This is a genomic window from Sorangium sp. So ce367 (genome assembly GCF_051520455.1).
GTDB lineage: Bacteria > Myxococcota_A > Polyangia > Polyangiales > Polyangiaceae > Sorangium > Sorangium cellulosum_B.
In genome coordinates this window covers 5,413,496-5,435,361 of record NZ_CP150334.1, presented here as the reverse complement: position 1 = coordinate 5,435,361, position 21,866 = coordinate 5,413,496, and the positions used below count along the sequence as shown (strand labels likewise).

At 70.1% G+C, this 21,866-nt stretch carries 21 protein-coding genes; 3 read left to right on the top strand and 18 right to left on the bottom strand.

Annotated elements, in window-relative coordinates; genetic code table 11:
- Window positions 1-144 precede the first annotated feature (144 nt).
- Window positions 145-1,719, top strand: a complete 1,575-nt coding sequence (locus WME97_RS20695; protein WP_437554200.1) for a sigma 54-interacting transcriptional regulator — start codon at window positions 145-147, stop codon at window positions 1,717-1,719.
- Between the two features lie 9 nt (window positions 1,720-1,728).
- Here the strand turns inward: WME97_RS20695 and WME97_RS20690 are convergent, their stop codons facing one another.
- The gene (locus tag WME97_RS20690) at window positions 1,729-3,243 is read right to left on the bottom strand and encodes a phytoene desaturase family protein (RefSeq protein WP_437554198.1); all 1,515 of its coding nucleotides are present in this window, start codon (window positions 3,241-3,243) and stop codon (window positions 1,729-1,731) included.
- Window positions 3,244-3,259: 16 nt separating this feature from the next.
- Window positions 3,260-4,156, bottom strand: a complete 897-nt coding sequence (locus tag WME97_RS20685; RefSeq protein ID WP_437554197.1) for an isoaspartyl peptidase/L-asparaginase — start codon at window positions 4,154-4,156, stop codon at window positions 3,260-3,262.
- 269 nt (window positions 4,157-4,425) lie between these two features.
- Between WME97_RS20685 and proS the strand changes: the two genes are divergently transcribed.
- Window positions 4,426-5,982: a proline--tRNA ligase gene (gene proS, locus WME97_RS20680; RefSeq protein WP_437554196.1), complete on the top strand. Its 1,557-nt coding sequence runs from the start codon at window positions 4,426-4,428 to the stop codon at window positions 5,980-5,982.
- Window positions 5,983-6,070: 88 nt separating this feature from the next.
- Here the strand turns inward: proS and WME97_RS20675 are convergent, their stop codons facing one another.
- The 10 genes from WME97_RS20675 to WME97_RS20630 form a co-directional block, all read right to left on the bottom strand.
- A complete protein-coding gene (locus WME97_RS20675) occupies window positions 6,071-7,057 on the bottom strand; it encodes a hypothetical protein (protein ID WP_437554194.1) in 987 nt (328 codons plus the stop codon).
- Window positions 7,058-7,116: 59 nt separating this feature from the next.
- Entirely contained in the window at window positions 7,117-8,760 is a 1,644-nt protein-coding gene (locus WME97_RS20670) for a serine/threonine protein kinase (RefSeq protein WP_437554192.1), read from the bottom strand.
- Between the two features lie 137 nt (window positions 8,761-8,897).
- A complete protein-coding gene (locus WME97_RS20665) occupies window positions 8,898-9,545 on the bottom strand; it encodes a hypothetical protein (RefSeq protein WP_437554190.1) in 648 nt (215 codons plus the stop codon).
- Window positions 9,546-9,642: 97 nt separating this feature from the next.
- Window positions 9,643-10,569: a PfkB family carbohydrate kinase gene (locus WME97_RS20660; protein ID WP_437554188.1), complete on the bottom strand. Its 927-nt coding sequence runs from the start codon at window positions 10,567-10,569 to the stop codon at window positions 9,643-9,645.
- Window positions 10,570-10,810: 241 nt separating this feature from the next.
- Entirely contained in the window at window positions 10,811-11,698 is an 888-nt protein-coding gene (gene mtnP / locus WME97_RS20655; RefSeq protein ID WP_437554186.1) for an S-methyl-5'-thioadenosine phosphorylase, read from the bottom strand.
- The gene (gene gmk / locus WME97_RS20650) at window positions 11,695-12,333 is read right to left on the bottom strand and encodes a guanylate kinase (protein ID WP_437554184.1); all 639 of its coding nucleotides are present in this window, start codon (window positions 12,331-12,333) and stop codon (window positions 11,695-11,697) included. The genes mtnP and gmk overlap by 4 nt, the downstream gene beginning before the upstream one ends.
- Before the next feature lie 9 nt (window positions 12,334-12,342).
- Window positions 12,343-13,212 carry a YicC/YloC family endoribonuclease gene (locus WME97_RS20645; protein WP_437555443.1) on the bottom strand — a complete coding sequence of 290 codons (870 nt, stop codon included), beginning with the start codon at window positions 13,210-13,212 and terminating at the stop codon, window positions 12,343-12,345.
- A 27-nt stretch (window positions 13,213-13,239) separates the two neighbouring features.
- Window positions 13,240-14,286 carry an SDR family oxidoreductase gene (locus WME97_RS20640; protein ID WP_437554182.1) on the bottom strand — a complete coding sequence of 349 codons (1,047 nt, stop codon included), beginning with the start codon at window positions 14,284-14,286 and terminating at the stop codon, window positions 13,240-13,242.
- 23 nt (window positions 14,287-14,309) lie between these two features.
- Window positions 14,310-14,627, bottom strand: a complete 318-nt coding sequence (locus WME97_RS20635) for a hypothetical protein (protein WP_012236389.1) — start codon at window positions 14,625-14,627, stop codon at window positions 14,310-14,312.
- Between the two features lie 205 nt (window positions 14,628-14,832).
- A complete protein-coding gene (locus WME97_RS20630; RefSeq protein WP_012236388.1) occupies window positions 14,833-15,345 on the bottom strand; it encodes a DUF507 family protein in 513 nt (170 codons plus the stop codon).
- Window positions 15,346-15,577: 232 nt separating this feature from the next.
- Between WME97_RS20630 and WME97_RS20625 the strand changes: the two genes are divergently transcribed.
- Complete coding sequence (locus WME97_RS20625; protein WP_272099495.1) at window positions 15,578-16,318, top strand: Crp/Fnr family transcriptional regulator; 741 nt, start codon at window positions 15,578-15,580, stop codon at window positions 16,316-16,318.
- A gap of 382 nt (window positions 16,319-16,700) precedes the next feature.
- On the opposite strand, the gene WME97_RS20620 is transcribed toward WME97_RS20625, so the two are convergent.
- The 6 genes from WME97_RS20620 to WME97_RS20595 all read right to left on the bottom strand — a co-directional run bounded on the left by WME97_RS20620 (window position 16,701) and on the right by WME97_RS20595 (window position 21,853).
- A complete protein-coding gene (locus WME97_RS20620; protein WP_012236386.1) occupies window positions 16,701-17,792 on the bottom strand; it encodes a TIGR04552 family protein in 1,092 nt (363 codons plus the stop codon).
- A gap of 93 nt (window positions 17,793-17,885) precedes the next feature.
- Window positions 17,886-18,065: a hypothetical protein gene (locus WME97_RS20615; protein WP_012236385.1), complete on the bottom strand. Its 180-nt coding sequence runs from the start codon at window positions 18,063-18,065 to the stop codon at window positions 17,886-17,888.
- Between the two features lie 507 nt (window positions 18,066-18,572).
- Window positions 18,573-19,016 carry a hypothetical protein gene (locus tag WME97_RS20610; RefSeq protein ID WP_437554180.1) on the bottom strand — a complete coding sequence of 148 codons (444 nt, stop codon included), beginning with the start codon at window positions 19,014-19,016 and terminating at the stop codon, window positions 18,573-18,575.
- 6 nt (window positions 19,017-19,022) lie between these two features.
- Complete coding sequence (locus tag WME97_RS20605; protein WP_437554178.1) at window positions 19,023-19,472, bottom strand: c-type cytochrome; 450 nt, start codon at window positions 19,470-19,472, stop codon at window positions 19,023-19,025.
- A 218-nt stretch (window positions 19,473-19,690) separates the two neighbouring features.
- Window positions 19,691-20,314: an OmpA family protein gene (locus WME97_RS20600; protein ID WP_437554177.1), complete on the bottom strand. Its 624-nt coding sequence runs from the start codon at window positions 20,312-20,314 to the stop codon at window positions 19,691-19,693.
- Between the two features lie 465 nt (window positions 20,315-20,779).
- Window positions 20,780-21,853, bottom strand: coding sequence for a hypothetical protein (locus tag WME97_RS20595; protein WP_437554175.1), 1,074 nt, complete (start codon window positions 21,851-21,853; stop codon window positions 20,780-20,782).
- Between the last annotated feature and the right edge of the window lie 13 nt (window positions 21,854-21,866).

Below are 21,866 nucleotides of genomic sequence, written 5' to 3'. Positions count from 1 at the left end.
ACGCATGAGAGAGAACGCATGAATCACTCGCGTCCGGCCGCTCCGACGAGTCTATCTTCGCCGGACGTCCGCGCGCCGGGCGCGTCTGAGGAAGGCCACGCTGGCATCGACTTGCCTGTGGAGCCCAAGGGCGTACGGCCATCCATGCCGCACGACGACCTCGGAGCACAGGAGGTCCAGGTTGAGTCGCAGCTGGGCGTGACGGACCCGATCGCCATGTCGCAGGTCCGTGATGCGTTGACGCAGCTGAGCCGCGAGCGCGGGACGCAGCCGAACGTGCTGCTCATCATCTACCACCGGCAAGGCGCCGAGACGGTGCGGCTGATCGAGGGGGTCGGCGTCGTCATCGGCCGCGATCCGAGCGCCGATGTCGCGATCCCCGAGCGCAGCCTGTCGCGACGCCACGCGCGCTTCACGTTCCAGCGCGGCGACGTGCTCATCCAGGATCTCGGCTCCACGAACGGCACCTTCCTGAGCGGGCAGCGCGTCGAGCACGGCGTCTTGAAGCCCGGCGACGAGGTGATGCTCGGCGAGATCACGGCGTCGCTGCGCGTGATCGCGAGCGCCGAGCTGCCGGTGCTGAACCTCGACGCGCTCGACGGGCGTCGCGGCGCCTCGGGACGGAGAAAGATGCCGAGCATCGAGAACCTGGTGGGCGGACCCACGCCGGTGGGTGGGCTGCGCACGGTCGGCGACGAGGGGCTCGTGATGCGCAGCCCCGCGATGCGCCCGGTGCTCGAGACCGCGATGCGCCTCGCGCGCTCGTCCGCGCCCGTGCTGCTCCAGGGCGAGACGGGGACCGGCAAGGACGTGCTCGCGCGGCTGATCCACGAGGCTGGCCCTCGCCACAAGATGCAGATGATCCGCGTCGGATGCAGCGGCGTGCCCGCCCAGCTCCTCGAGAGCACGCTCTTCGGTCACGAGGTCGACGCCTTCCCCGGCGCGGTCCACGCGCAAGAGGGCGTCTTCGAGACGTGCGCGGGCGGCACCCTGGTGCTCGATGAGGTCGGCGACCTCCCGCCCTCCTGCCAGGCCGCGCTGCTGCACGTCCTCGACACCGGTCGCATGGTCCCCGTCGGCTCGACCAAGGAGATCGAGGTGGACGTGCGGATCGTCGCGACCACGTACCGCGATCTCGAGGCGATGTGCGAGGCGGGCACGTTCCGTTCGGATCTGCTCTACCGGCTCAACGCGGCGCCGCTGCGCATCCCGCCGCTCTGCGAGCGGCGGGAGGACATCGGACCGCTGGCGCAGCGCTTCCTCCGGCAGGCGAGCGAGCTGCACCGCCGGAACGTGCGCTCGCTCGATCCGGAGACGCTCGCGCTCCTGGAACAGTACCCCTGGCCGGGCAACGTACGCGAGCTGCGCAGCGCCATCGAGCGCGCCGTCGTCATCGCGCGGGGGCATGTCATCACCCCGCTCGACCTGCCGGAGAGCATCCACTCGCTCTCGGCGCCCAAACGCTCCACGCCGCCGCCCGATCGGACCCCCGTCGAGCTCGCAGGGCCGCCCAGCTCCGCGCCGACGATCGGGCTCAAGGCGCAGATGGACCGTCTGGAGACGGAGATCATCCTCGATGCCCTCCGCGGCACCAACGGCAACCTGGCGATGGCCGCTCGACGGCTCAGGATGCCGCTGCGCACGCTCCAGGAGAAGATCGCGAGCCACGGCCTGAAGCGCTCCGACTACCGGGACGGCCCGTCGTCGCGGTCGAAGTAGCGAAGCGCGCTAGCCTTCGTCCTCCAGCACCGCCAGGGCTGCATTGCGCCCGCACGCGCCGTGGACGCCGGCGCCGGGGTGCGCATAGGACGAGCCCAGGTACAGGCCGCGGAGCGGCGTGCGGTAGCGGAAATAGGGGAACACGGGCCGGAAGATGAGCTGGTGCCGGATGTCGGCCGAGCCTCCGCCGAGATCGCCGCCGATGAGGTTTGCATCCATCGCCTCGAGATCGTCCGGCGCCCAGATCGTCCGGGCGATGATCCTCTGCCGGAAGCCAGGGGCGAGCTCCTCGATACGCGCCTCGATGCGATCGGCGAAGCGCTCGCGCGAGCCCGCCCAGCCGCCCTCGATGGTGGAGGGGACGCGGGAGTAGGCCCACAGGGTATGGCGGCCGGCCGGCGCGCGCGTCGGATCGACCAGCGACTGCTGCCCGATCACGAGATAGGGGTGCTCGGGGAGCGCCCCGGCGCGCACCTGCCGCGTGAAGGCCGAGAGGTCGTCGAGGCTGTCGCCCGCGTGCACGACCGCCGCGCGCGCGGGGTCCTCGTGGGACCACGGCGTCGGGCCGTCGAGCGCCCAGTCCATCTTGAAGGTGCCGAACCCCTGGCGAAACCGGCGCATGGCGCGCTGCACCCGCTCGGGAACCAGCTCTGACGCGAGCAGGCGGAGGTAGAGCGTCGGCGCGGCGAGGTCGGCGACGATAGCGCGGCGGGCGCGGAGCTCCTGGCCGTCCTCGAGCCGGACCGCGACCGCCCGTCCCTCCCTGGCGATGATCTGGTCTACGCGGGCGCCGCAGCGGAGGGCGCCCCCGCGCTCCTCGACGCGCCTGAGCAAGGCGCTCGTGATCGCGCCGGCGCCGCCCTCGGGCACCGCGAAGCCGCCGCTCGAGGCGAGCACGGTGAGCATGAAGCCGACGATCGCTCCGCAGGGATCGTCCGGGCCTACGTCGGTGTGGAGCGCGAGCCCCGGGACAACGCGCCGGGCCGCCTCTGTCCGGAAGGTCCGTGTCGCGAAGCCACGTCCGCTCGAGAGGGCCACCTGCGCGAGGCGGAGCAGGTTGAGGGGCCCGAGCCGGAGCAGCGGTCCGAGGGCGGGCGGCGTGGACAGGAGCGCGTTCAGCAGCCGCTCGCGGGTGGCCGCGTGCCAGCCGGCGATCCGGCGCCACGCGGGGCCGTCTTCGCCGAGCGACCGCGCCGTCGCCTCGACGTCCCGCGCGATCGAGGCGCACGTCCCGTCGGGCGCCGGGTGAGCGCTGTCGATAGGCGCGTGCCGCCACACGAGGCCGGCCCCCGGCAAATCGAGCGGCACCAGCGCCGGGCTCGTCTGCCCGAAGGGGAAGAACGCCGCGCCGAGATCGTGGCGGAACCCCGGGAGGGTCACCTCGCGCGTGCGGACCGCGCCGCCCGGCTCTGGCTCGGCTTCCAGCACGAGCACCGAGAAGCCCGCGCGGGCGAGGTACGCCGCCGCCGTGAGGCCGTTCGGTCCCGCGCCCACCACGATCGCATCAGGGTCTCCACTTTGCATCGTCGTCTGCGGCTCCTCAGCCCACGAGCTGCGCGCTTGCCATGGTGCGGTTCGAGGCGATCGCCTGGCCGCTCCGCCCCACCACGAGCACGCCGACGGCGAGCACGTCGGGGAACATCGCGACGCCGCGCTGCGCGGCCCGCGCGGGCGCCACGCCGTCGGCGAGCCAGTCATAGACGGTCCGCGCGAGGAAGCGGCGCGCGATCTCCTCGCCGACGCCGGTCGCCGCCACGGCGCCGTGCGGGCCGGCGTAGATCCCTGCGCCCAGGAGCGGCACGTCCCCGACGCGGCCGCGGAGCGAGTAGGTCGATCCGCCCGTCGACGCCGCGGCGGCGAACCGGCCGTGCGTGTCGCGCACGACGGCCCCGACGGTGTCGCACTCGATCGGCTCGGCGTCGAAGTTCCAGAACCGCGTCGCCGTGAGCGCATGGAAGCGCGCCGCGTCGTTCGTGGTCTCGTCGTCTCCGCCCTCGCCGCGCAGCGCGGCGAGGGCGCGGGCGTGCTTCCGGCGGGCCTCCTCGGTGACCGGATCGTGGTCGGCGAACCCCAGCCGGCGAGCGAACGCCGTCGCGCCGGCGCCGGCGAGGAGCAGGTGCGGCGTCTCCGTCACCTTCGCGGCGACCAGGACGGGGTTCTTCACCCGCTCGATGCACGCCACCGCGCCGAACCGTCCGTCGCTGGCCATCACGGCCGCATCCATCTCGACCGTCCGCCCATCGAGGCGGAGGTTCGAGCCCGTCCCGGCGTTGAAGCGCGGGTCGTCCTCGAGGCGCACGGTCGCTCCGATCGCCGCCGCGAGCGCCTCTCCGCCCCCGTCGAGCGCGCGGCGTGCCTCGTCGGCGGCCCTGGCGCAGCTCTCCGAGCCGCTCTGCGGCGCGGTCACCCCGCCGTGCGTGAGGATGACGTAGTTCACGTCGTTCTCCTGCGCGTACCACGACGGCGCGCCGCCGCGAAGGCAGCCTGGCGCGCGGCGGCCGGCGAGGCGAGCGGCATCGCTCCAGCCAGCGGGAGGGCGGCGCGGCTCCGGCGCTGGGACCGCTGCGCTCGACACCCTGCCGCGCTCCTGATACGTCGCGCGCTCAGCCCGGAGCGGGGCCGGCGCCAGCCGACCGTCCGCAGCGGGACGAAGGCGGCCCGGTCGAAGGCCGCCGGCCAAGCCGCCCATCGAGGAGAGCAGAGACCGTGGCCAAGAACGAAGCGCAGAAGACCGCCATTACGCCCACCCGCAACGAGGACTACCCGGAGTGGTACCAGCAGGTCGTGCGCGCGGCCGACCTCGCGGAGAGCTCCCCGGTCCGCGGCTGCATGGTCATCAAGCCGTGGGGCTACGCGATCTGGGAGAACATCCAGCGCGAGCTCGACAGCATGTTCAAGGCGACCGGGCACAAGAACGCCTACTTCCCGCTGTTCATCCCGAAGTCGTTCCTTGAAAAGGAAGCGGAGCACGTCGAGGGGTTCGCGAAGGAGTGCGCCGTGGTCACCCACCACCGGCTCGTCCCCGGCCCTGGCGGCGGGCTCATTCCCGACCCTCAGGCCCGGCTGGAGGAGCCGCTCATCGTGCGCCCCACGTCCGAGACGATCATCGGCGCGGCGTTCGCGAGCTGGGTGCAGAGCTACCGGGATCTCCCCTTGCTGATCAACCAGTGGGCGAACGTCGTGCGCTGGGAGCTCCGGACGCGCCTGTTCCTGCGGACGGCGGAGTTCCTGTGGCAGGAGGGGCACACGGCGCACGCGAGCGAGGCCGAGGCGCGCGAGGAGACGCTGCGCATGCTCGGGGTCTACGCGACGTTTGCGCGCGACTTCATGGCGATGCCCGTCCTCGAGGGGCCGAAGACGGCGAGCGAGCGCTTCCCCGGGGCGGTCGACACCTATGCGATCGAGGCGATGATGCAGGACCGGAAGGCCCTGCAGGCCGGGACGAGCCACTTCCTGGGGCAGAACTTCGCGAAGGCGAGCGGCATCAAGTTCCAGACCAAGGAGGAGACCGAAGAGCACGCCTGGACGACGTCCTGGGGCGTATCGACGCGCCTCGTCGGCGGGCTGATCATGACCCACAGCGACGACGACGGCCTGGTGCTCCCGCCGCGCCTCGCGCCCGCGCACGTCGTGATCCTGCCGGTTTACCGGGGCGACGACACGCGCGCCAAGATCGACGAGTACATCGACGGGCTCGCGAAGGAGCTCCGGGCGCAGCGCTTCGGCGAGCGCCGCGTCGAGGTCGAGATCGATCGGCGGGACATCCGCGGCGGCGACAAGCAGTGGGAGTGGGTGAAGAAGGGCGTCCCCCTGCGCATCGAGATCGGGCCGCGCGACGTCGACGCCGGCGTGGCCATGGTGATGCGCAGGGACCGCTCGCCGAAGGACAAGTCGAGCATGGCGCGCGGGGAGCTCGTGGGCCGCATCACGGAGATCCTTGGCGACATTCAGGCGACCCTCTACACGCGCGCGCTCGCCGTGCGCGACGGCAACACGCACGTGATCAACAGCCGCGCAGATTTCGACGCGTTCTTCGCGTCGACCGGGGGCAAGGAGGCGCAAGGCGGGTTCGCGCTGGCGCACTGGTCCGGTGATCCGGAGATCGAGACGGCAGTGAAGGATGCGCACAAGGTGACCATCCGCTGCATCCCGACCGGGGGGTTCGAAGGGGCGCCGTGGGCCGACGCGCTGACGGGTGAAGGGCAGTGCATCTTCACCGGCAAGCCCAGCCCGCGGCGCGTGGTGTTCGCGAAGTCGTACTGAGTCGCGGCGGTTCACAGGGCGCGCGCCGACGCGTCGGCGCGTTCCCTCACCGAGAAGACGCCGCGCGCTTCCTCGCAGCAGCGTCGCCTCAACGGCGAAGCGCCGGGAGCACGTGCTCCGCCAGGATGGCGGGGAGCAGCCGCAGCTGCGCGCAGTGCTCCCCGGGGCCCGCTCCGGCGTAGCCGCGCACGTAGAGGCTGCCGCCGTCGTACATCCGGGTGAGCCGCAGCGCGTCTCCTGCCTCCGCAGCGCGGTCGCCCGGCGCGCCGGGCGCAGCGGAGGGGGCCTCGTCCCCGATCGAGGTCACCGCGATGGGGGTGGCTCCGAGCTCGCGAAGAAGGAACGTGGCCGCCTCTTTCGTGGACGCGTAGCCGCTGGTCGGGATGTCGGTGTGCGTCAGGTAGAAGACCGGCGCGCCGCGCGCGGCGGCGTTGGCCAGCGCGACGTACGGGGCGAGCTGCCCCTGCGCGAGCGACGTCTGCCCCGGCATGTAGGAGCCATAGAGGGAGTCGAGCAGGATCAGCGCATCCACGTGGCTGCTCCCGCGCTCGATGATCCTGCCGATCGCGCCGGACCCAGCGCTCCAGGACGACAGCACCAGGCGGCGCACGCGCGCGCCCGCGCTCCCGGATGCGCTCTCGACCTCGCGGTCGATCGCCTGGAGCAGCGCGTCCCAGCTGCCGCCCTCGATCGCGCGCGCGTATTCGCTCGAGCGGGTCCCCACGTCGACCCCGGCGATGACCAGATCCATGCCCCTGGGAGCCAGCACCTTCCGGACAGGCTCGGCGCCGTGGAAGTGGATCAGAAGATCGTAGCCGCCATCCGAGCGAATCGCGTGCGCCGGCGGGACGAGGAGCTTCCCCAGCGGAAGCGGGCGCCATCGCTCGTAGACGCCGAACCCTTGGTCGGCAAAGCCGCACCCCGCTTGCGCTTCGTGCTGCGTATCGTGCTGATCAAGCGCCGCGCGCTCGGGCTCACCGCCCCTGGGCAGGGGCGACGGTTCCGCGGGCGCGCTCGCCTGCGCCGGCGAGGCGCTGGACGCTCGGCTCCGCCGCAACAGCAGGGCCCCGCCCACGACGCCCAGGCTTGCTGCCAGGAGGAGCGCGTCGCGGAGCTGCCGCGCCCTGCGGCCGCTCAGAACCCGGGGTTGGTCACGGTCGGTACCCACTTCGTCGAGGGACGCTTGCCCGGGGTTGTTCTGCGCGCGCTGGTGGCGCTCGATCCTGCAGCCGTCGCGCTCGGCGTCGCGGCGGCCGTTGCGCCTTTGGCCGTCGGGTCCGGAGCGCTCGCCCCGCGCCCCTCCGGGTCGCTCGCCTCGGGGGCGGACCGAGCACCCACGCCGCCGTGGTCGGCCAGGAGCGAGGGCGCGCCGTCCGGCCTCGGCGTTGCGCCCGTCGTGGCTTCGGTCGCCGCCGGGCCAGCGCCGTGGGCGTGCACCGTGTGCTCCTCGGACATGCTCTGCTGCGGCGCGGGCCGCCGGATCCACATCACCCCGGCGCCCAGCAACGTGATGAGCGCGAGCGCAGCGGCTGCCACCCGCGTCCCCGCGCGGCGGCGCGCCGCCGGGACCTCGATCGGGCCCAGCTGAGTGTCCTGGCCAGGCGAGCTCGGGATCAGCGACTCGGATGGCAGCGATGGCAGCGCCGGTCGCGAGGGCGCGGGGGTGCTCCGGCGGGGCGCGGGGAGCTGGGCGCTCGGGTGACCAGGAGGGAGCTGCGTGAAGAAGAGCTCGCTGATGCTGTCGCGAACGAGCATCACCTCGGGCGGGTGGGAGGCGCGCTCGTCGAGTGTGCGGACCGTGTCGCGCAGCGCAGCGCGCCGGCGCTGGTTGCGCTCTCCCAGGAGCCCGCGCACGAACGCCCCGACGTCGTGGTCCGTCACCGTCGGCTCCTTGGCCAGCACGGCCTCCAGGGCGCTCTCCAGCTCGAGCATCGTCTGGTATCGCCGCTCCGGCTCCTTCTGCAGGCACTTCATCAGGACCTGGTCCAGCTCGGGCGGGAAATCCGGGTTCTTCAGGCGAGGCGAGAGCGCCGGTCGCGAGGTGATGTACTTGAGCGTGAGGAGGTCGTTCTCTGCGGCGAAGGGGTGCTCTCCCGTCGTCAACTTGTAGAGCACGATCCCCATCGCGAAGACGTCGGTGCGCCGATCGACCCGCTCGCCTCGCGCCTGCTCCGGGGACATGTACGGCACCTTGCCCTTGATCTGTCCCGCGGTCGTGTCGTTGTGCGTGCGGTTGGTGGCCTTGGCGACCCCGAAGTCCACGAGCTTCACGTGGCCGTCGTACGTCACGAGGATGTTCTGGGGCGACACGTCGCGGTGCACGAGCCCGAGCAGCTGGTCGTCGTTCTGCGGGTCCCGGAGCTCGTGCGCGGCGTGCAAGCCGAGGCAAGCGCGGCCGAGGACGCGGAGCGCGATGCGCAGCGGGATGGCCACGCCGCTCTTGTTCGCCGCTTTCGCGATGACCGACAGCGCCTCGCCGTCGACCCACTCCATCACGATGTAGAGGACGTCGTCCTGCTCGCCGAGGTCGAGGATCTCGGCGACGTTCGGGTGATGGATCCCCGAGGCGAGCCTCGCCTCCTCGAGGAACATCTTCTCGAACTGGGGATCATCCGAGAGCGACGGCAGCATCGTCTTGATGGCGACCGTCTTCTGGAAGCCACGACGACCCTTGTGGCGCGCGGCCCACACCGTGGCCATTCCCCCCTGCGCGATGGGCAGGAGGAGCTCGTAGTGCCCGAGCTCCTTTCCCGGCAACAGCTGGGGTTGGGGGATCATGACGTCGTGCGGCGCGCTCCTGACCGATACGCGTGGACCTCGGAAGCTCGATCAAGTCTAGCCATCCGGACCCTGCGGTCACGATATGTGGTACTGGTTACAAATTTCCCAGCGGAGCTCCTCGCTGCGGGAGGGGATCACGCGCCGGGCGGGACCGCCTGTCCCCAGAGCTGCTGGTAGATCTCGCTCAGCTTCTTGTGGGTCTCGGCCGAGAAGCCGTTGGTCGCGTAAGGCCAGCGGAAGCCGTCTCCCATGGCCTGGTTGCACGAGAAGGAGATGAGCAGGTCGACAGGCGTGGGGTTGTTCGGCCGCACCATCGAGATGCCCAGGCCGGGATAGAAGCAGTTGCCGCGATCCGCGGTGAAGCTGTCCTCGTCGCCGAAGACGTCGAGGATCTGGTCCGTGAGCTCCGCGTCGGCGTCGCTGGTCGTGAGCTGACGCTGCTGGAGGATGACGAAGTTCTTGAAGCGCGGCTGCGCGGGCAGGACCGGCGTGCTGGCGGTCTGCCCCGGGATGAGGTTGGGCGGGATGAGCCCGGGCAGCGCCTGCTGCAGCCCTTGCAGGGCGGCCTGCCCCATCTGCTGGAGCTCGGGCGGGATGCCCGGGATGAGGGTGGGGGCCCCGGTCGTCGCTACGGGCGTCGGGGCCAGCTCCTGCCCCTGGAGGCGGAGGACCGTGATCTGCGCCTTGTCCATCTCGTCGAACGGCGCCGTACGGGCCGCGCAACCGAAGACGAGGGGGGCCAGCAAGGCGATGCCTGCGAATGTTCGGGTGGTGAGGTTCATGTTCACTTTGACGGTCGTCTAGCACGGCTATGCGCCGGAAGGTGAACAGCGACCGCACACGGCAGGCGCTCGGACCAGCGCCGCCCCCAGGCGGGCTTCACATGGTGCTTGCGCCGAACTCGTACAGCGCCCGGATCTCGGTCAGCCGCGCCGCGATCTCGGCTCGAGTGACCGTCGCGATCCGCCGCGTGCCAACCGCTTCGACGCAGAACGAGGCCGTCGCCGTCGCATGGAGCATGCCGCGCCGGAGCGCGAGCGGCGTGATCTCCGGCTGGCACGCCAGGTAACCGATGAGCCCGCCGGCGAAGGCGTCGCCCGCGCCCGTGGGGTCGATGACGTCCTCGAGCGGGAAGCCGGGCGCGGCGAAGACGCCCTCCTCGTCGAAGAGCAGCGCGCCGTGCTCTCCGCGCTTGATGATCAGCCGGCGCGGACCACGGGACAGGATCTCCTTCGCCGCGCGGCGGATATTGTATTTGCCCGAGAGCTGGCGCGCCTCCTCGTCGTTGACCACGAGCGTGTCGATGCGGCGCAGCATCGCCGCGACCGCCTTCGGCTCCCCCTCGATCCAGAAATTCATCGTGTCGGCGAGGACGAAGCGCGGCGCGCGGACCTGCTCGAGGACGTCGAGCTGGAGCGCGGGATGGATGTTGCCGAGCAGGAGGAAGGGCGTGTCGCGGTAGGTGTCCGGCAGCTTCGGCGCGAACGACGCGAACACGTTGAGCTGCGTGTCCAGCGTCGTGCGATGGATGAGATCCACGTCGTAGCGCCCGGCCCAGCGGAACGTCTTCCCGGGCGCGCGCTCGACGCCCTCGATCGAGATCCCTCGCGATCGCATCGCCGTGAGGGTCTCTTCGGGGAAATCATCGCCCACCACGGCTACGGTGCGCACCGGAGCGAAGCACGAGGCAGCGAACGCCGAGTAGGTGGCCGAGCCACCGACGACGTCTCTTTCGTTGCCGGAGGGGAGCTCGAGGTCGTCGAACGCCATCGAGCCGATGATGAGGATCGCGGATGAGGTCGTCACAGGACGCCTCTTAGCCAGGTTTGTGCGTAGCCGCTAGCCGCGCGTTTCGTTTCTGCGACAGCGCCGCTGCGCCGCGGCCGTACCCGACGCCAGCAGAGCCCGCCTTGCTCCTCGCGCCCGTCGCGCCTCCTCCCGCCCGCTGCGCCCCCCGCGCCCCCCGCGCCCCCCTCGTGCCCGCTGCGCCCCCTCGCGCCCGCTTCGCGGAGGAGCGGGCGCGCCGCCGAGGGGCCCTGAGGTCAGCTCAGTCGGCCTTGCGCCGAGGGCCGATGAGCCACTCGAGCCGCGCCTCTGCGTCGGGCGATGACGCGCCGGCCGTGGTCATGATGCACTTCTCAAGCGCATGACGGGCCGGGCTCTGAGACACGTCGGGGAGATTACGGGCGAGGGATTTCGCGACGTCCCGCGCATACCCGATATTGCGGTTGAGTACGGCGATGACCGCCTCGACGCTCACCGCCTCCTCGCTGACGTGCCAGCAATCGAAGTCGGTGGTGAGCGCGAGCGTGGCGTAAGGGAGCTCCGCTTCGCGGGCGAGCTTCGCCTCGGGCAAGTTGGTCATCCCGATGACATGCGCGCCGAACGTACGGAACATGCGGCTTTCGGCCCGCGTCGAGAACTGAGGGCCCTCGATGCAGACATAGGTGCCGCCGCGGTGGACGCGCGCGCCGGTGGCGAGCGCCGCGTCGTGGACCGCGCTCGCCAGGATCGGGCACACCGGATCGGCGAACGGCACATGAGCGACGAGGCCTTCATCGAAGAACGTCGAGATCCGCCGCTTCGTGAAATCGATGAACTGGTCGACGACGACGAGGTCGCCAGGCACGATGTCCTCGCGCAGGGAGCCGACCGCGCTCACGCTGAGCACGTGCGTGGCGCCGAGCATCTTCAGCGCGCAGATGTTCGCGCGGTAGTTGATCGTCGACGGCGAGAAGCGGTGCCCGCGGCCGTGGCGCGGCAGGAAGAGCACCGTCGCGTCGCCGCCCTTGACCTGCCCGCGCAGCACCACGTCGCTCGGCAGCCCGAAGGGGGTGGAGACCGAGACCTCCTCGACGTCCTCCAGCCACCCCATCTCGTAGACGCCGCTGCCGCCGATGATGGCGAGTACGTCGCGCGTCGCGCCGGCGCTCATCGCTCGAACCTCCGCTCCGAGAGCAGCCGCTCGCAGAGGGCCGCGCGCCGCTGGCGGCGGCACCGCTCGGCGAAGACGAGCGACCGCAGCTGCTCGTAGGCGCGGTTGATCTCGTCGTTCACGATCACGTAGTCGAAGAAGCCGTAATGCTCGATCTCGCCCTTCGCGTTGCGGAGGCGGCGGAGCGTCGTGGGCTCGTCCTCGGTGCCGCGCCCGCGCAGGCGCCGCTCGAGCTCGGCGAGCGACGGGGGAAGGATGAACACGGCGACCGCCTCGGGCAGGCTCGCCTTGATCTGCCGCGCGCCCTGGTGGTCGATGTCGAAGAGCACGCCGCGCGCGGTGGCGCGTGCGATCTCGATCTCCTTCAGGCTCGTGCCGTAGAGGTGATCGTGCACCCTGGCCCACTCGGCGAACGCGCCGATGCGGATCATCTGCTCGAACGTGTTCGGGTCGACGAAGTGGTACTCCCGGCCGTCGACCTCGTTCGGGCGCGGGCGCCGGGTCGTGTGGGAGACCGAGAAGCGCAGGTCGGGGAACTCGCCGCGCAGCCTCCCGCAGAGCGTCGTCTTCCCCGCGCCGGACGGGGACGACACGATGAGGAGGAGGAAGTCGTCACTGAGTGCTTCGGTCGACATGCTCTCCTGTCACTCGATGTTCTGGACCTGCTCCCGCAGGCGTTCGAGCTCCACCTTCATCGCCACGACGTGATGGGAGATGGCGGCGTCCTGCGCCTTGGAGCCCAGCGTGTTCGCCTCGCGTACCATCTCCTGAAGCAGAAAGTCGAGCCTCCTTCCGCAAGGGTCGCCGCTCGGGGCCGCGAGCGCGCCGCCGAACTGGTCGAGGTGGCTCCGGAGGCGGGTGACCTCCTCGGTGATATCGCTGCGCTCGGCGAGCAGCATCACCTCCGCCTCGATCCGCGTCGCCTCGAAGCCGGCCTCGACCCCTTGGAGCAGGCGCTCGACCCGCTCGCGCAGGCGGCGCCTGAGCGCCTCGCGCGCCTCGTCCGCGCGCGCCACGACCTCGGACGACAGCGCGCGCAACGTGGCCACCCGCCCGCGCATGTCGCTGGCGAGCGCCTCGCCTTCGCGCAGGCACATGCCCTCCATCGCGTCGATCGCGCGCTCGATGGCCAGCTTGAGCGCCGCGCGGACGGCAGCGATCTCGTGGCCGCCTGCGGGCGCGAAGAGGTCCGGCACGGCGCAGAGCAGCGAGAGCGGCACGTCGGCGCCCGGCGCGAGCTCGTCGCGGAGCTCCGCCAGGGCGCGGAACGCCGCGCGCGCCTTCGATTTGTCGAGCGTGCTCGGGGCCAGCACCGCGCCCTCGGTACGCACGATGATCTCGATGCGTCCCCGCCGCAGGCGCTCGCGCGCCACCTGCTCGGCGAACATCGTCAGATCGACGAGCTCGCGCGGGAGCCGCGCGCGCACGTCGAGGAAGCGCTGGTTCACCGAGCGGATCTCGGCGACGACGCGCCCATCGGTGAGCGAAGCGTCACCGAGCCCGAAGCCGGTCATGCTCCGCACGAGCCGCCCCCGCTCTACCTAGCTCGCCTTTGGTCCGCCGTCCGAGGCCCCTTGGGCCTTGGGCAGCGGAACCTTGCCACAGGTCACCGTGGCCGACGCGGCCGCGGGGCCCTTCTCACGGAGCGTCCGCAGGTACGTGACCGTGGGGACGATGCCGTCCTCCCAGCGTACGCGGGGCTCGTACCCGATGAGCTCGGCCGCGCGCGAGATGTCGGCGAGCGAGTGCCGGATGTCCCCGGCGCGGGCGGGGAGGTGCTCGACCGCGACGTCCCGCCCGAGGGCCCGCGAGATCTCCTTGCAGAGCTCATTCAGCCCGATCCTGCGTCCGCCGGCGATGTTGATGACCTCACCCTTGAACTTCTTCGGCGACGTCGCGCCGAGGAGGTTCGCGAGCACGGTGTTCTCGATGAAGCAGAAGTCGCGCGTCTGCTCGCCGTCGCCGAAGATGGGGATCGGCCGGTTCTGCAGGGCGGCGTCGACGAACCGCGGGATCGCCGCGGCGTAGGCGCCGTCCGGGGTCTGGTTCGGCCCGAAGACGTTGAAGTAACGCAGGCTCAGGGTCTCGATGCCGTAGATGCCCGCGAAGACCTTCATGTAGTGCTCGCAGGCGAGCTTCGTGACCGCGTACGGCGACAGCGGCATCGGCTCCATGCCCTCGTGCTTCGGGAGGACGGGCGTCTCGCCGTACGCGCTGGACGACGCGGCGAAGAGCACCCGGCGCACGCCCTGGCGGCGCGCCACGTCGAGCACAGTGACCGTGCCGCCGACGTTGACGGAGTTCGACTCGATGGGCGACTCGACGCTGCGCGGGACCGAGCCGAGCGCGGCCTGGTGGAGGATGACCTCGACCCCCTTGGCCGCCGTCGCGACCGCCGCCGCGTCCCGGATGTCCCCCGTGATGCGCTCGATCAGCGACTGGTGGGGGAGCCCGTCGAGGTTCTCCCATCGCCCAGTCGCGAGGTTATCGAGGACGCGGACCCGCTCGCCGGCGGCGGTCAGCGCCGCGACGAGGTTGCTTCCGATGAACCCGGCACCGCCGGTGATCAAGTAGCGAGGCGTGGACATGTGCGTGCTCCCCCAGCGGGCGCCTACTTCTTCTTGAAAAGGTTGTCGAGCTTGGAGCGAGAATCCGCGATGCGCTTCGAGTTGTCTTCCGGTACGCCGTTCTTGAACGTGAAGAAAGTACAATAATTCGCTCTCTCCCGATCCGGGATGTACTCGGCGATGTGCTCCTTGCACTGGTTGTGCGCGGCCGGGTCCCAGTTCTCGCAGTTCCTGCAGCAGTGGAGGTCGACACCGCAGTGGGGACAGGTGTCCGCGCGCTGGAGCTTCACCTCGAAGATGAGCTCGTTCTTGCATTTATGACAGAAGTGGCGCTTCGCCTCGACCTTCGGAATCCAGCTCATGATGTCCTCCGGTACCACGACGACGCCCGATCTGGCAGAAGGAACGCTCCGCAGCGGGCATGGTCGCAGATGGTGCGCGCTTATCCCACGGGCGATGTCCCTGCGGATCGGGCGCCGAGGCCATGGGCAGACGGCGTCTCGCTGGACCGGCAAACGCCGCAGACGGTTCGCTTGCTCGGCTGAGAGCCCGCCTGCCTGGCGGCGATTACAGCAGCCCCTTGCGCCGCTGGATCTCGCCCATGACCCGCTGGTATTCGATTTCCCAGGTGCGGGAGCCCTCCTGCACGTGGCGGAGCTTGCCGCGCACCTCGGTGTCGAGCGCCTCGTCCATCTCGAGGTACTTCCGAAGGATGGGCCTTATCCGGCGGCGCAGGTCGTGGTCCTCGACGAACACCTCCTCGACGTTGTTCGAGTGCATCAGCATCTCGAGCAGCTGGTCGAGGAGATAATCCATGGTTTCCTCGCCGGTCTTGATCCCTTTCTGCTCCGCGGCCAGGCGCTTGACCCGGTTGAACTCGCCCTGAGGCAGTCCGCGTGCCTGGAGGATCTCTTTCGCCCGCTCGGTCGCTTCCCGCTCTGCGTGCAGGTAGCTCGTGAAGACCGACTCGACGTCGAGCGCGACCTCTTTCTTCGATTCGCACTCGATATCGCGGTTGTCCACGAGCGCGCGGACGAGTTCTTCTGTGAGGGGAGTAATTTTGCCGCTAAAGAGGCGCATCCAACGTCCGTAGCTGGAGGAGCGGTCGAACTGGCTCCCCCGTGCAGGGGTTCATTCACGGGGCGTGCCCGGCTCGAACCGAAAGGTAAGGGCCGGGTATCCAGGATGTCAACGCAAGTGGGAGGTTCCGGCACAAGTCGGGCCCCCCCCAGCCGGTGGGGCCCTCCGGAACAGTAGGACCGCGACACCGCAAACCGCAGGAGCAGCCGCGATGATGATGGGTAAGGATGCGATGGCACGGAGCGTCAGGGTCCAGCCTGGCGCGCTCGGGAACGACGGTGGACTCGACCTGGACTCCCGCAAACGGCGGGTTGTCCGGCGCGGCGCGATCGGCAACGCGGCCTCCCCGGCCACGCAGTCGGCGCTGGCGGACGGAGGGACGATCCAACGCGTCGCGAAAGGGCGTCACCTGGTGACGCAGGGCGACGCAGCGACCGCGCTTGCCATGCTCAGCCTCGGCCGAGTCCGGCTGGTGCGTGGGATGAGCGACGGGCGCAGCCTGTCGCTCGGCTACAGAGGGGCCGGCGACGTGCTAGGCGAGGCTGCGCTCGGGGGCGTCACGGCCCACCGGGAGAGCGCGATCGCCACGGAGGACGTCGAGGCGCTCCTCGTCCCCCTCGCGACGGTGCGCAACCTGATGGCGAGCGACGCCAACTTCGCCGCCGCCATCGTGACCACGCTGGTCGAGCGGCACACGGACACCGAGGAGCGCCTGGCGTCCATGCTCTTCCGCAATGTGGAGGCCCGCCTCTGTGAGTTCCTGCTCAAGGCCGCGACGCGCTGGGGCATCCCCGATCCGCGCGGGGTGCTCATCTCCGCGCCGTTCACCCATCAGGAGATGGCGAGCATGATCGGCTCCACGCGCGAGACCGTCACGCTCACCCTGGGCGATCTCCGTCGCAAGGGGGTGATCGAGATCGATCGCCGCCGGATCGTCGTCCTCGATCGCGACGCGCTGAAGGGCCGCATCTGAGCCCGCTCGTCCGGCGGTGTCGTTGAGGGGCCGGCAGGCCTCCTCGATCGAGCGCCGGCGGTCACCGTCCAGGCTGTTCGCTCGGCGGCCTCTGCTCCGATAGCCCGACTGCTCCCGGCGTCGCAGCGGCGTTCGCCGCCTTGCTCACGCATGCCGCTCTCCGGGGACCCACCCCGGATGTCTCGCGGATCTCTCCCGTCTGCCCGCTCGATTCGTCGCGGTGTTGCCCCACGCATCCGCCGCAGCCGTGGCCGTTCTGTCCATGCGCTGCGCGGTCTGGCCTCGCCGCGCGGTTCAGGCTCGCTGCGCGGTCCAGCGTTGCTGCGCGCCAGCGGCCTCGTCGTTACGGCGTCAGGACCGTGCCCCGCGCGGACCGCGGCGCCTAGCGATCCCGCTTGGGTCCGCCGCTCGCCGGGTCACGGGTGGAGCGGACCCCGAGCTTGAGCCTGCGCATGACGGCCTGCTTCTGCCGTTCCTTGTACCTGGCGTGGCTGGCCTCGCCGACCTCGTTCGCCGCCTCGGTCTCGCGGTCGATCAGCTGGAACTCGCACAGGACGAAGATGATCGGCCCGAGCGCCCAGGCCGCGGGCGGCGCCATGTCGAGGATCTCGGCGGGGAGCCGCACCGGCAGATCGACGACGAAGTGGATCACGCGGTAGCTCCGATCGCTGAAGCTGTTGTCGCCTGCCGTGAGCCCGTCGTCGACGTCGGTCTGCAACGCGTCGAGCATCGGCTGAAGGAAGGGCCGCGTCTCGCAGTAGCTCCGGAACCGCAGGATCGTGTTGGTGCTCTCGCCTGGCACGACGTAATTGAACGGAAACAGCCGCTCGGACAGGTACAGGAGCACCGGAAGCAGATCGTCCACGGTGCGGCAGACGATGCGGAAGCGAAGCTTGTCGTAGATGGCCGCCGCGGTCGTGTCGGTCTTCGACAGGAGCTTCGTGTAGAGCGAGTCCTTGTTCTTCCGCCCGCCGATGAACTCGGTGATCGGGAAGCCCGCCGCGAGCATGCCGCCGATCACCCGGTACACCTTCTCCTCGACGAGGTGGAAGACGTCCTGGTCCGACATGGGGATCGAGAAGAGGAGCTCGCGCCCGGCCAGGTGATGGATGATGTGCATCGCCTTGAGGATCGTGCAGGCGCAGAGCTGGCGGTGGCCCTTGCCCGAGGCGAGCAGCAGGATCTCCTCGACCGAGGCGCGAGCGACCGGGCTCGGGATCGGGAACTCGAAATGGCGGCGCAGGTACGCGATCGCTTCGTTCTTGACGCTCTCGAGGTGGGCGCGATCTCCCGGTTCGTCCGGGCGGAACTCCTGCGCCAGCAAGAGGTCCCGCGCCGCCTGCTCGCCCTGCAGGTTGAGCCTCCTCCAGTCGATGACCGAGTCGCCGCGCAGGATGAGGTGCACGGACTCGAGGTCCATGAGCGTGAACTCTTCGAGCCGCTTGAGCCGGCCGACCGAGGCGTCTTGCGTCATGACCTCACGCTCCCCGAGCGTAAGCTCCAGCGCTGTCGCGCGCTCGGGAAACCCTCGCGTCGAGGTGCAGCAGGCGGCAGCTGGGCGAGAAAGTCAGGAGACAGGGGCGTTCGGCGGGGCGGGGCTCGAGCTCGGCGTGCGGCCGAGCGAAAGGGTCCCGAGGAAGATGCCGATCGTCAATGCGACGACAGCGGCGTGACCGAGGTACGCGCCACTGCAACCAATGGCGGCGAACGGGGCGAGCGCAGCCAGATACCACGGGGTGATCCTCATCGGTTCTCCTTCTCCGCCTCCAGCGGCACTGTACAGGCCGCATGGTCGCTCCCTCCGGGGGGGCACCACGATGCACCACGGTCGTCCCAGTCAGAGCGTGTAAGTGGTTGTAGGATAAGGTGCCACGCCCTGCTTCCGCGGGCCAAGAAGTAGCGGTTTCGGGGGGAACGCATCAAGGGAATTCGTTCTCACATTCCATTCCCACCCGAAACGCTGCCACTGGAAGAAGAAAAACGTCAACAATAACAATGGCTTGTATTTAAATGTGATGGTTTTTCATCAAGGGCTGCGTGCGGCTTGCTGGACGCGAGGTGGTACCTGAGGGACACGCCTCCAACTCACGCCGCTGCCTTGCTTGTCGGTTTCCGGGCGTCAACGGTCTCATGCGCCGGGCGACCGCAACGAGCACCAGCAGGTCTCCGGCAGACCCGGCTGCTGTTGGGCTCGCTCCAGGAGCGCCGGCCGAAGCGCGCTCCGCGAGGCCGGCGAGAACGCGCGGGGCGCCGTTCAGTGCACGAACAGCGTGATCCGGGACTCGTCCGCGAGCGTGATGGCCCGGCTCGTCACGTCGTGCCCGCCCTTCCTGCCGACCGTGATCTCCACCTGGTAGAGGCCATCCGGGAGCGACACCTTCGTGAGGACAGCCCGCGGGGCCGTGCCCTCGGCGAAGCGCCATGAGCTGTCGATGACCGTCGCCGTGTCGTCCGCGCGGTCGCTCGAAGAAGAATCCGTCCACGTCACGTCGAGCTGCACGACCGTAGCTGCATCGTCGAGCCGCAGCTCGATCTCCCGCTCTTCGGGCAGGCGCTTGACGAGGATGCTCCCCGCAACCAGCGCACCCAGCAGGAGGATCGCTGGCGCGAGACGCCGGAGCCACGGCGGCCGGGCCTCCGGCTCCGCCGGCCTCTCCTCCGGCGCCTCATCGAGATCGTGCTGCGAGGTCGAGCTCATCAGGCTTCAGCGCGCTCGGTTGGTGCGGACGCGCTTCACGAGGCCCTCGATCACCGGCTGCGGCAGGTCGAACGCGGGCATCTTGTTCTTGCCCTTCCTGATCGTGTCGGCCATCTGGGCGTCGGTCACCCGATCCTGCCATGCCGCGTCGGTGAGGTCCGGGGCGCGGACCATCGGGCCTTGCGGGCCGTCGCCTCGCCCGGCCCTGCCGTGGCAGGTGGAGCAGTTTCGCTGCCAGGCGAGCTCGATCAGCCCTGGATCGGTCTCATCGGACGCGACCGGCCGAGCGGCTACCTTGCCGCCCTGGCCCTGCCCCTCGCCGGGGTTCGGCGGATCGTGGTCGTCCCGCGTCCACGGGCGGACGTCGCCCGCCCCGGAGTTGCAGCCGAAGAGGCCGACCGAGAGGAGGGCGATGGAAAGGAGGCGACCCAGGGACCTGTCGTGACGTCTCCGCATGTCGTGGAGACGTACCGATAGTGAAGCTGGCGGGGGAGGCAAGAAAAGAAGGATCGCAGGGCAACGTCGGCCGCCGGCGCGCGGAGAACGCATCGGCTCCGGCGGCCGGCGTGCGCCGGCCACTGAGCTCCGCCGTCAGCAGAAGGGGAGCGCCCCGACGTGCCCGGGCCCGCGGTGATCGCGGCGCGCGTCACGAAGCGCGCCCGGGCGCAGCGGCGTCACTTGCAGGCGTCGCCGGCGACCTTGCCGCCGCCGTCCACGGGCTGCTTGTCGACCGCCTTGCCCTTGATGGCCGCGATGAAGAACCCGGTGCGGCGGTTCTGGGCCTTGCCCTCGGGCGTGTTGTTGTCGGCGACCGGCTTGGTCTCGCCGAACCCGACGGCGATGAAGCGCTTGCAGTCGTTCCCCTTCGCGACGAGCCAGCGAGCGACCGCCATCGCGCGCTTCTCGGACAGCGTCTGGTTCGCGGCGTCCTCACCGTCCGAGTCGGTATGGCCCTCGACGCGGAGCAGGCTGACATCCTCCCGCTGCTTCAGGAAGTCATCGACGAGGTTGAGGACCTCGTCGCTCTCGGGCAGGAGCTTGTCGCTGTTCGTCTCGAAGACCACCGGGCCGGGGAGAGAGACCTCGTTGCCCTTGAGCTTGAACGTCAGCTTGAAGCGCGGGCGGGGCTTCTTCTCCTCCTTCGGCTCGGGCTTCGGCTCCGGCGGGGGCGGGGGCGGGGGCTCGGCCACCGGCTCCTTGCCGGCGTTGAACGAGGCGCTGGCCGTGCAACCCGCCGTCGCGGCGGCAGCGCCAATCATCATCACGGCGCACAGAACGGAAGCGACGTATCTACGCATGGACCTTGTTCTCCTCTGAGGGGCACGAGCCAGAGCTCGCATCGGCGACCCGCCGGGCTGACGCCCTTGGACGGCAGCTCGCCATGAATCTTCACCGCCATCGGGTACTTGCGTGGTGGACGCTCGAAGCGATGCCGACTTCTAGCGAAAAGTCAGGACGAACGAAACCAGGAAGAGGGCGCCTCGCGGCCCGCCCACCAGCGGGCGGACCGAGAGAGCGCGCTGGCAAGACCTCCCTTGCCCCAGCGCGTACCCTGGACGGGTGGGGTCGCTCCTTGAGACGCTCGCGGGGGGCGCGACGGCTCAAGCGCGAGCACGATCTTCGCGGCTGGCCGGACCCAGCGGAGCCGGTTGCACGTCGCAGGCTGTGGGGATTGCGGCGGGAGCGGGCACCCGGGAGGTGCCCACGGAGCCCAGGAGGCGTGCGCGACGCGGCGCCGCCGGTGGATGCGAGTCGCGCGGCGCTCAGCCTTCGTCTGCGGGCGCCGACTGGCACGGCACGCCGGTCGTCTCGGCAGGCGGCGCGATCTCGCCCAGCTGGACCGCCTTCGCTGTGAACCCGATGCCGATGGAGATGGCGTCGCACTCCTTGCTCGGGTCCTGGCTGCCATCCTTCATGATGTCCGAGGCGCGGCGGACCTGGTCGAGGATCGTCTCCAGCGCGGGGCCTTCGCAGAAATTCGGCTGTACGGCGCCGATGACGCCGCGGAGCTCCTCGACGAGGACAGCCGTCTCGAGCACGCCCGCAATGGTCCCTTTGACCACCGATTTGTGATCGGGCGCGAGATCCATCGCGATCCTCACGTTGCGGATCGTGAGACCGATGATGGTGTCCGAGACCGTCAGGTTCAGCTGGAACGTGACCTGTGAATCCGGGCCCGAAACCCATGTGTCGTCGACGACGTAGCTGGCCGGGAACACCACCTTGGAGCTCTCGACGTCCTGAGCGTCGTCGAGGAGCTCCGGTACGACAGGCCACCGGTCGGCGCCATCCCAGGTGGGCGCCTCGCCCAGCGTGGCGCCGCCGTAGAGCTTCGCGGTGAGGGGGTTGTAGGACGACCGCTCGCCGAGCCCGTCGACCTTGAAGATCACCGTGAAATCGCCCTTGCCGATGGCGTCGCTGACCCGGGTCGACGGGTCGGTCAGGAGGTTGGAGATGAGGCCGACGAGCTTGCTGCCAAAGGCGTTGTCGATCCCATCGGCGCCGTCCGGATAGACCTCCGAAGGAGCGGTGTCATCCACCGGCTTGCACAGGTCCTGTGATACGGTGCTGGACACCTTGCCGTCGAGGTTGAATCCGTACTGCTTCCAGCTGCCGGCCACCTTCTTCCCGTCGCGATCCGTATCGCCGAGGAAGAGCCGGTCGATCGCGAACGCGACGCCCTCGCCATCCCCCGCCTGCTCCGGCCCCGGCGCGGGCGGCTGACCGAGGTCGACGTCTTGAACGACAGGCGCCGTGGCCTCGGAGCCACAACCGGCAGCGGACACGAGCGCGGTCGCCAAATACACCGCGACGGCGATACGGGATTGACGCATCATCGACCTCACTTTC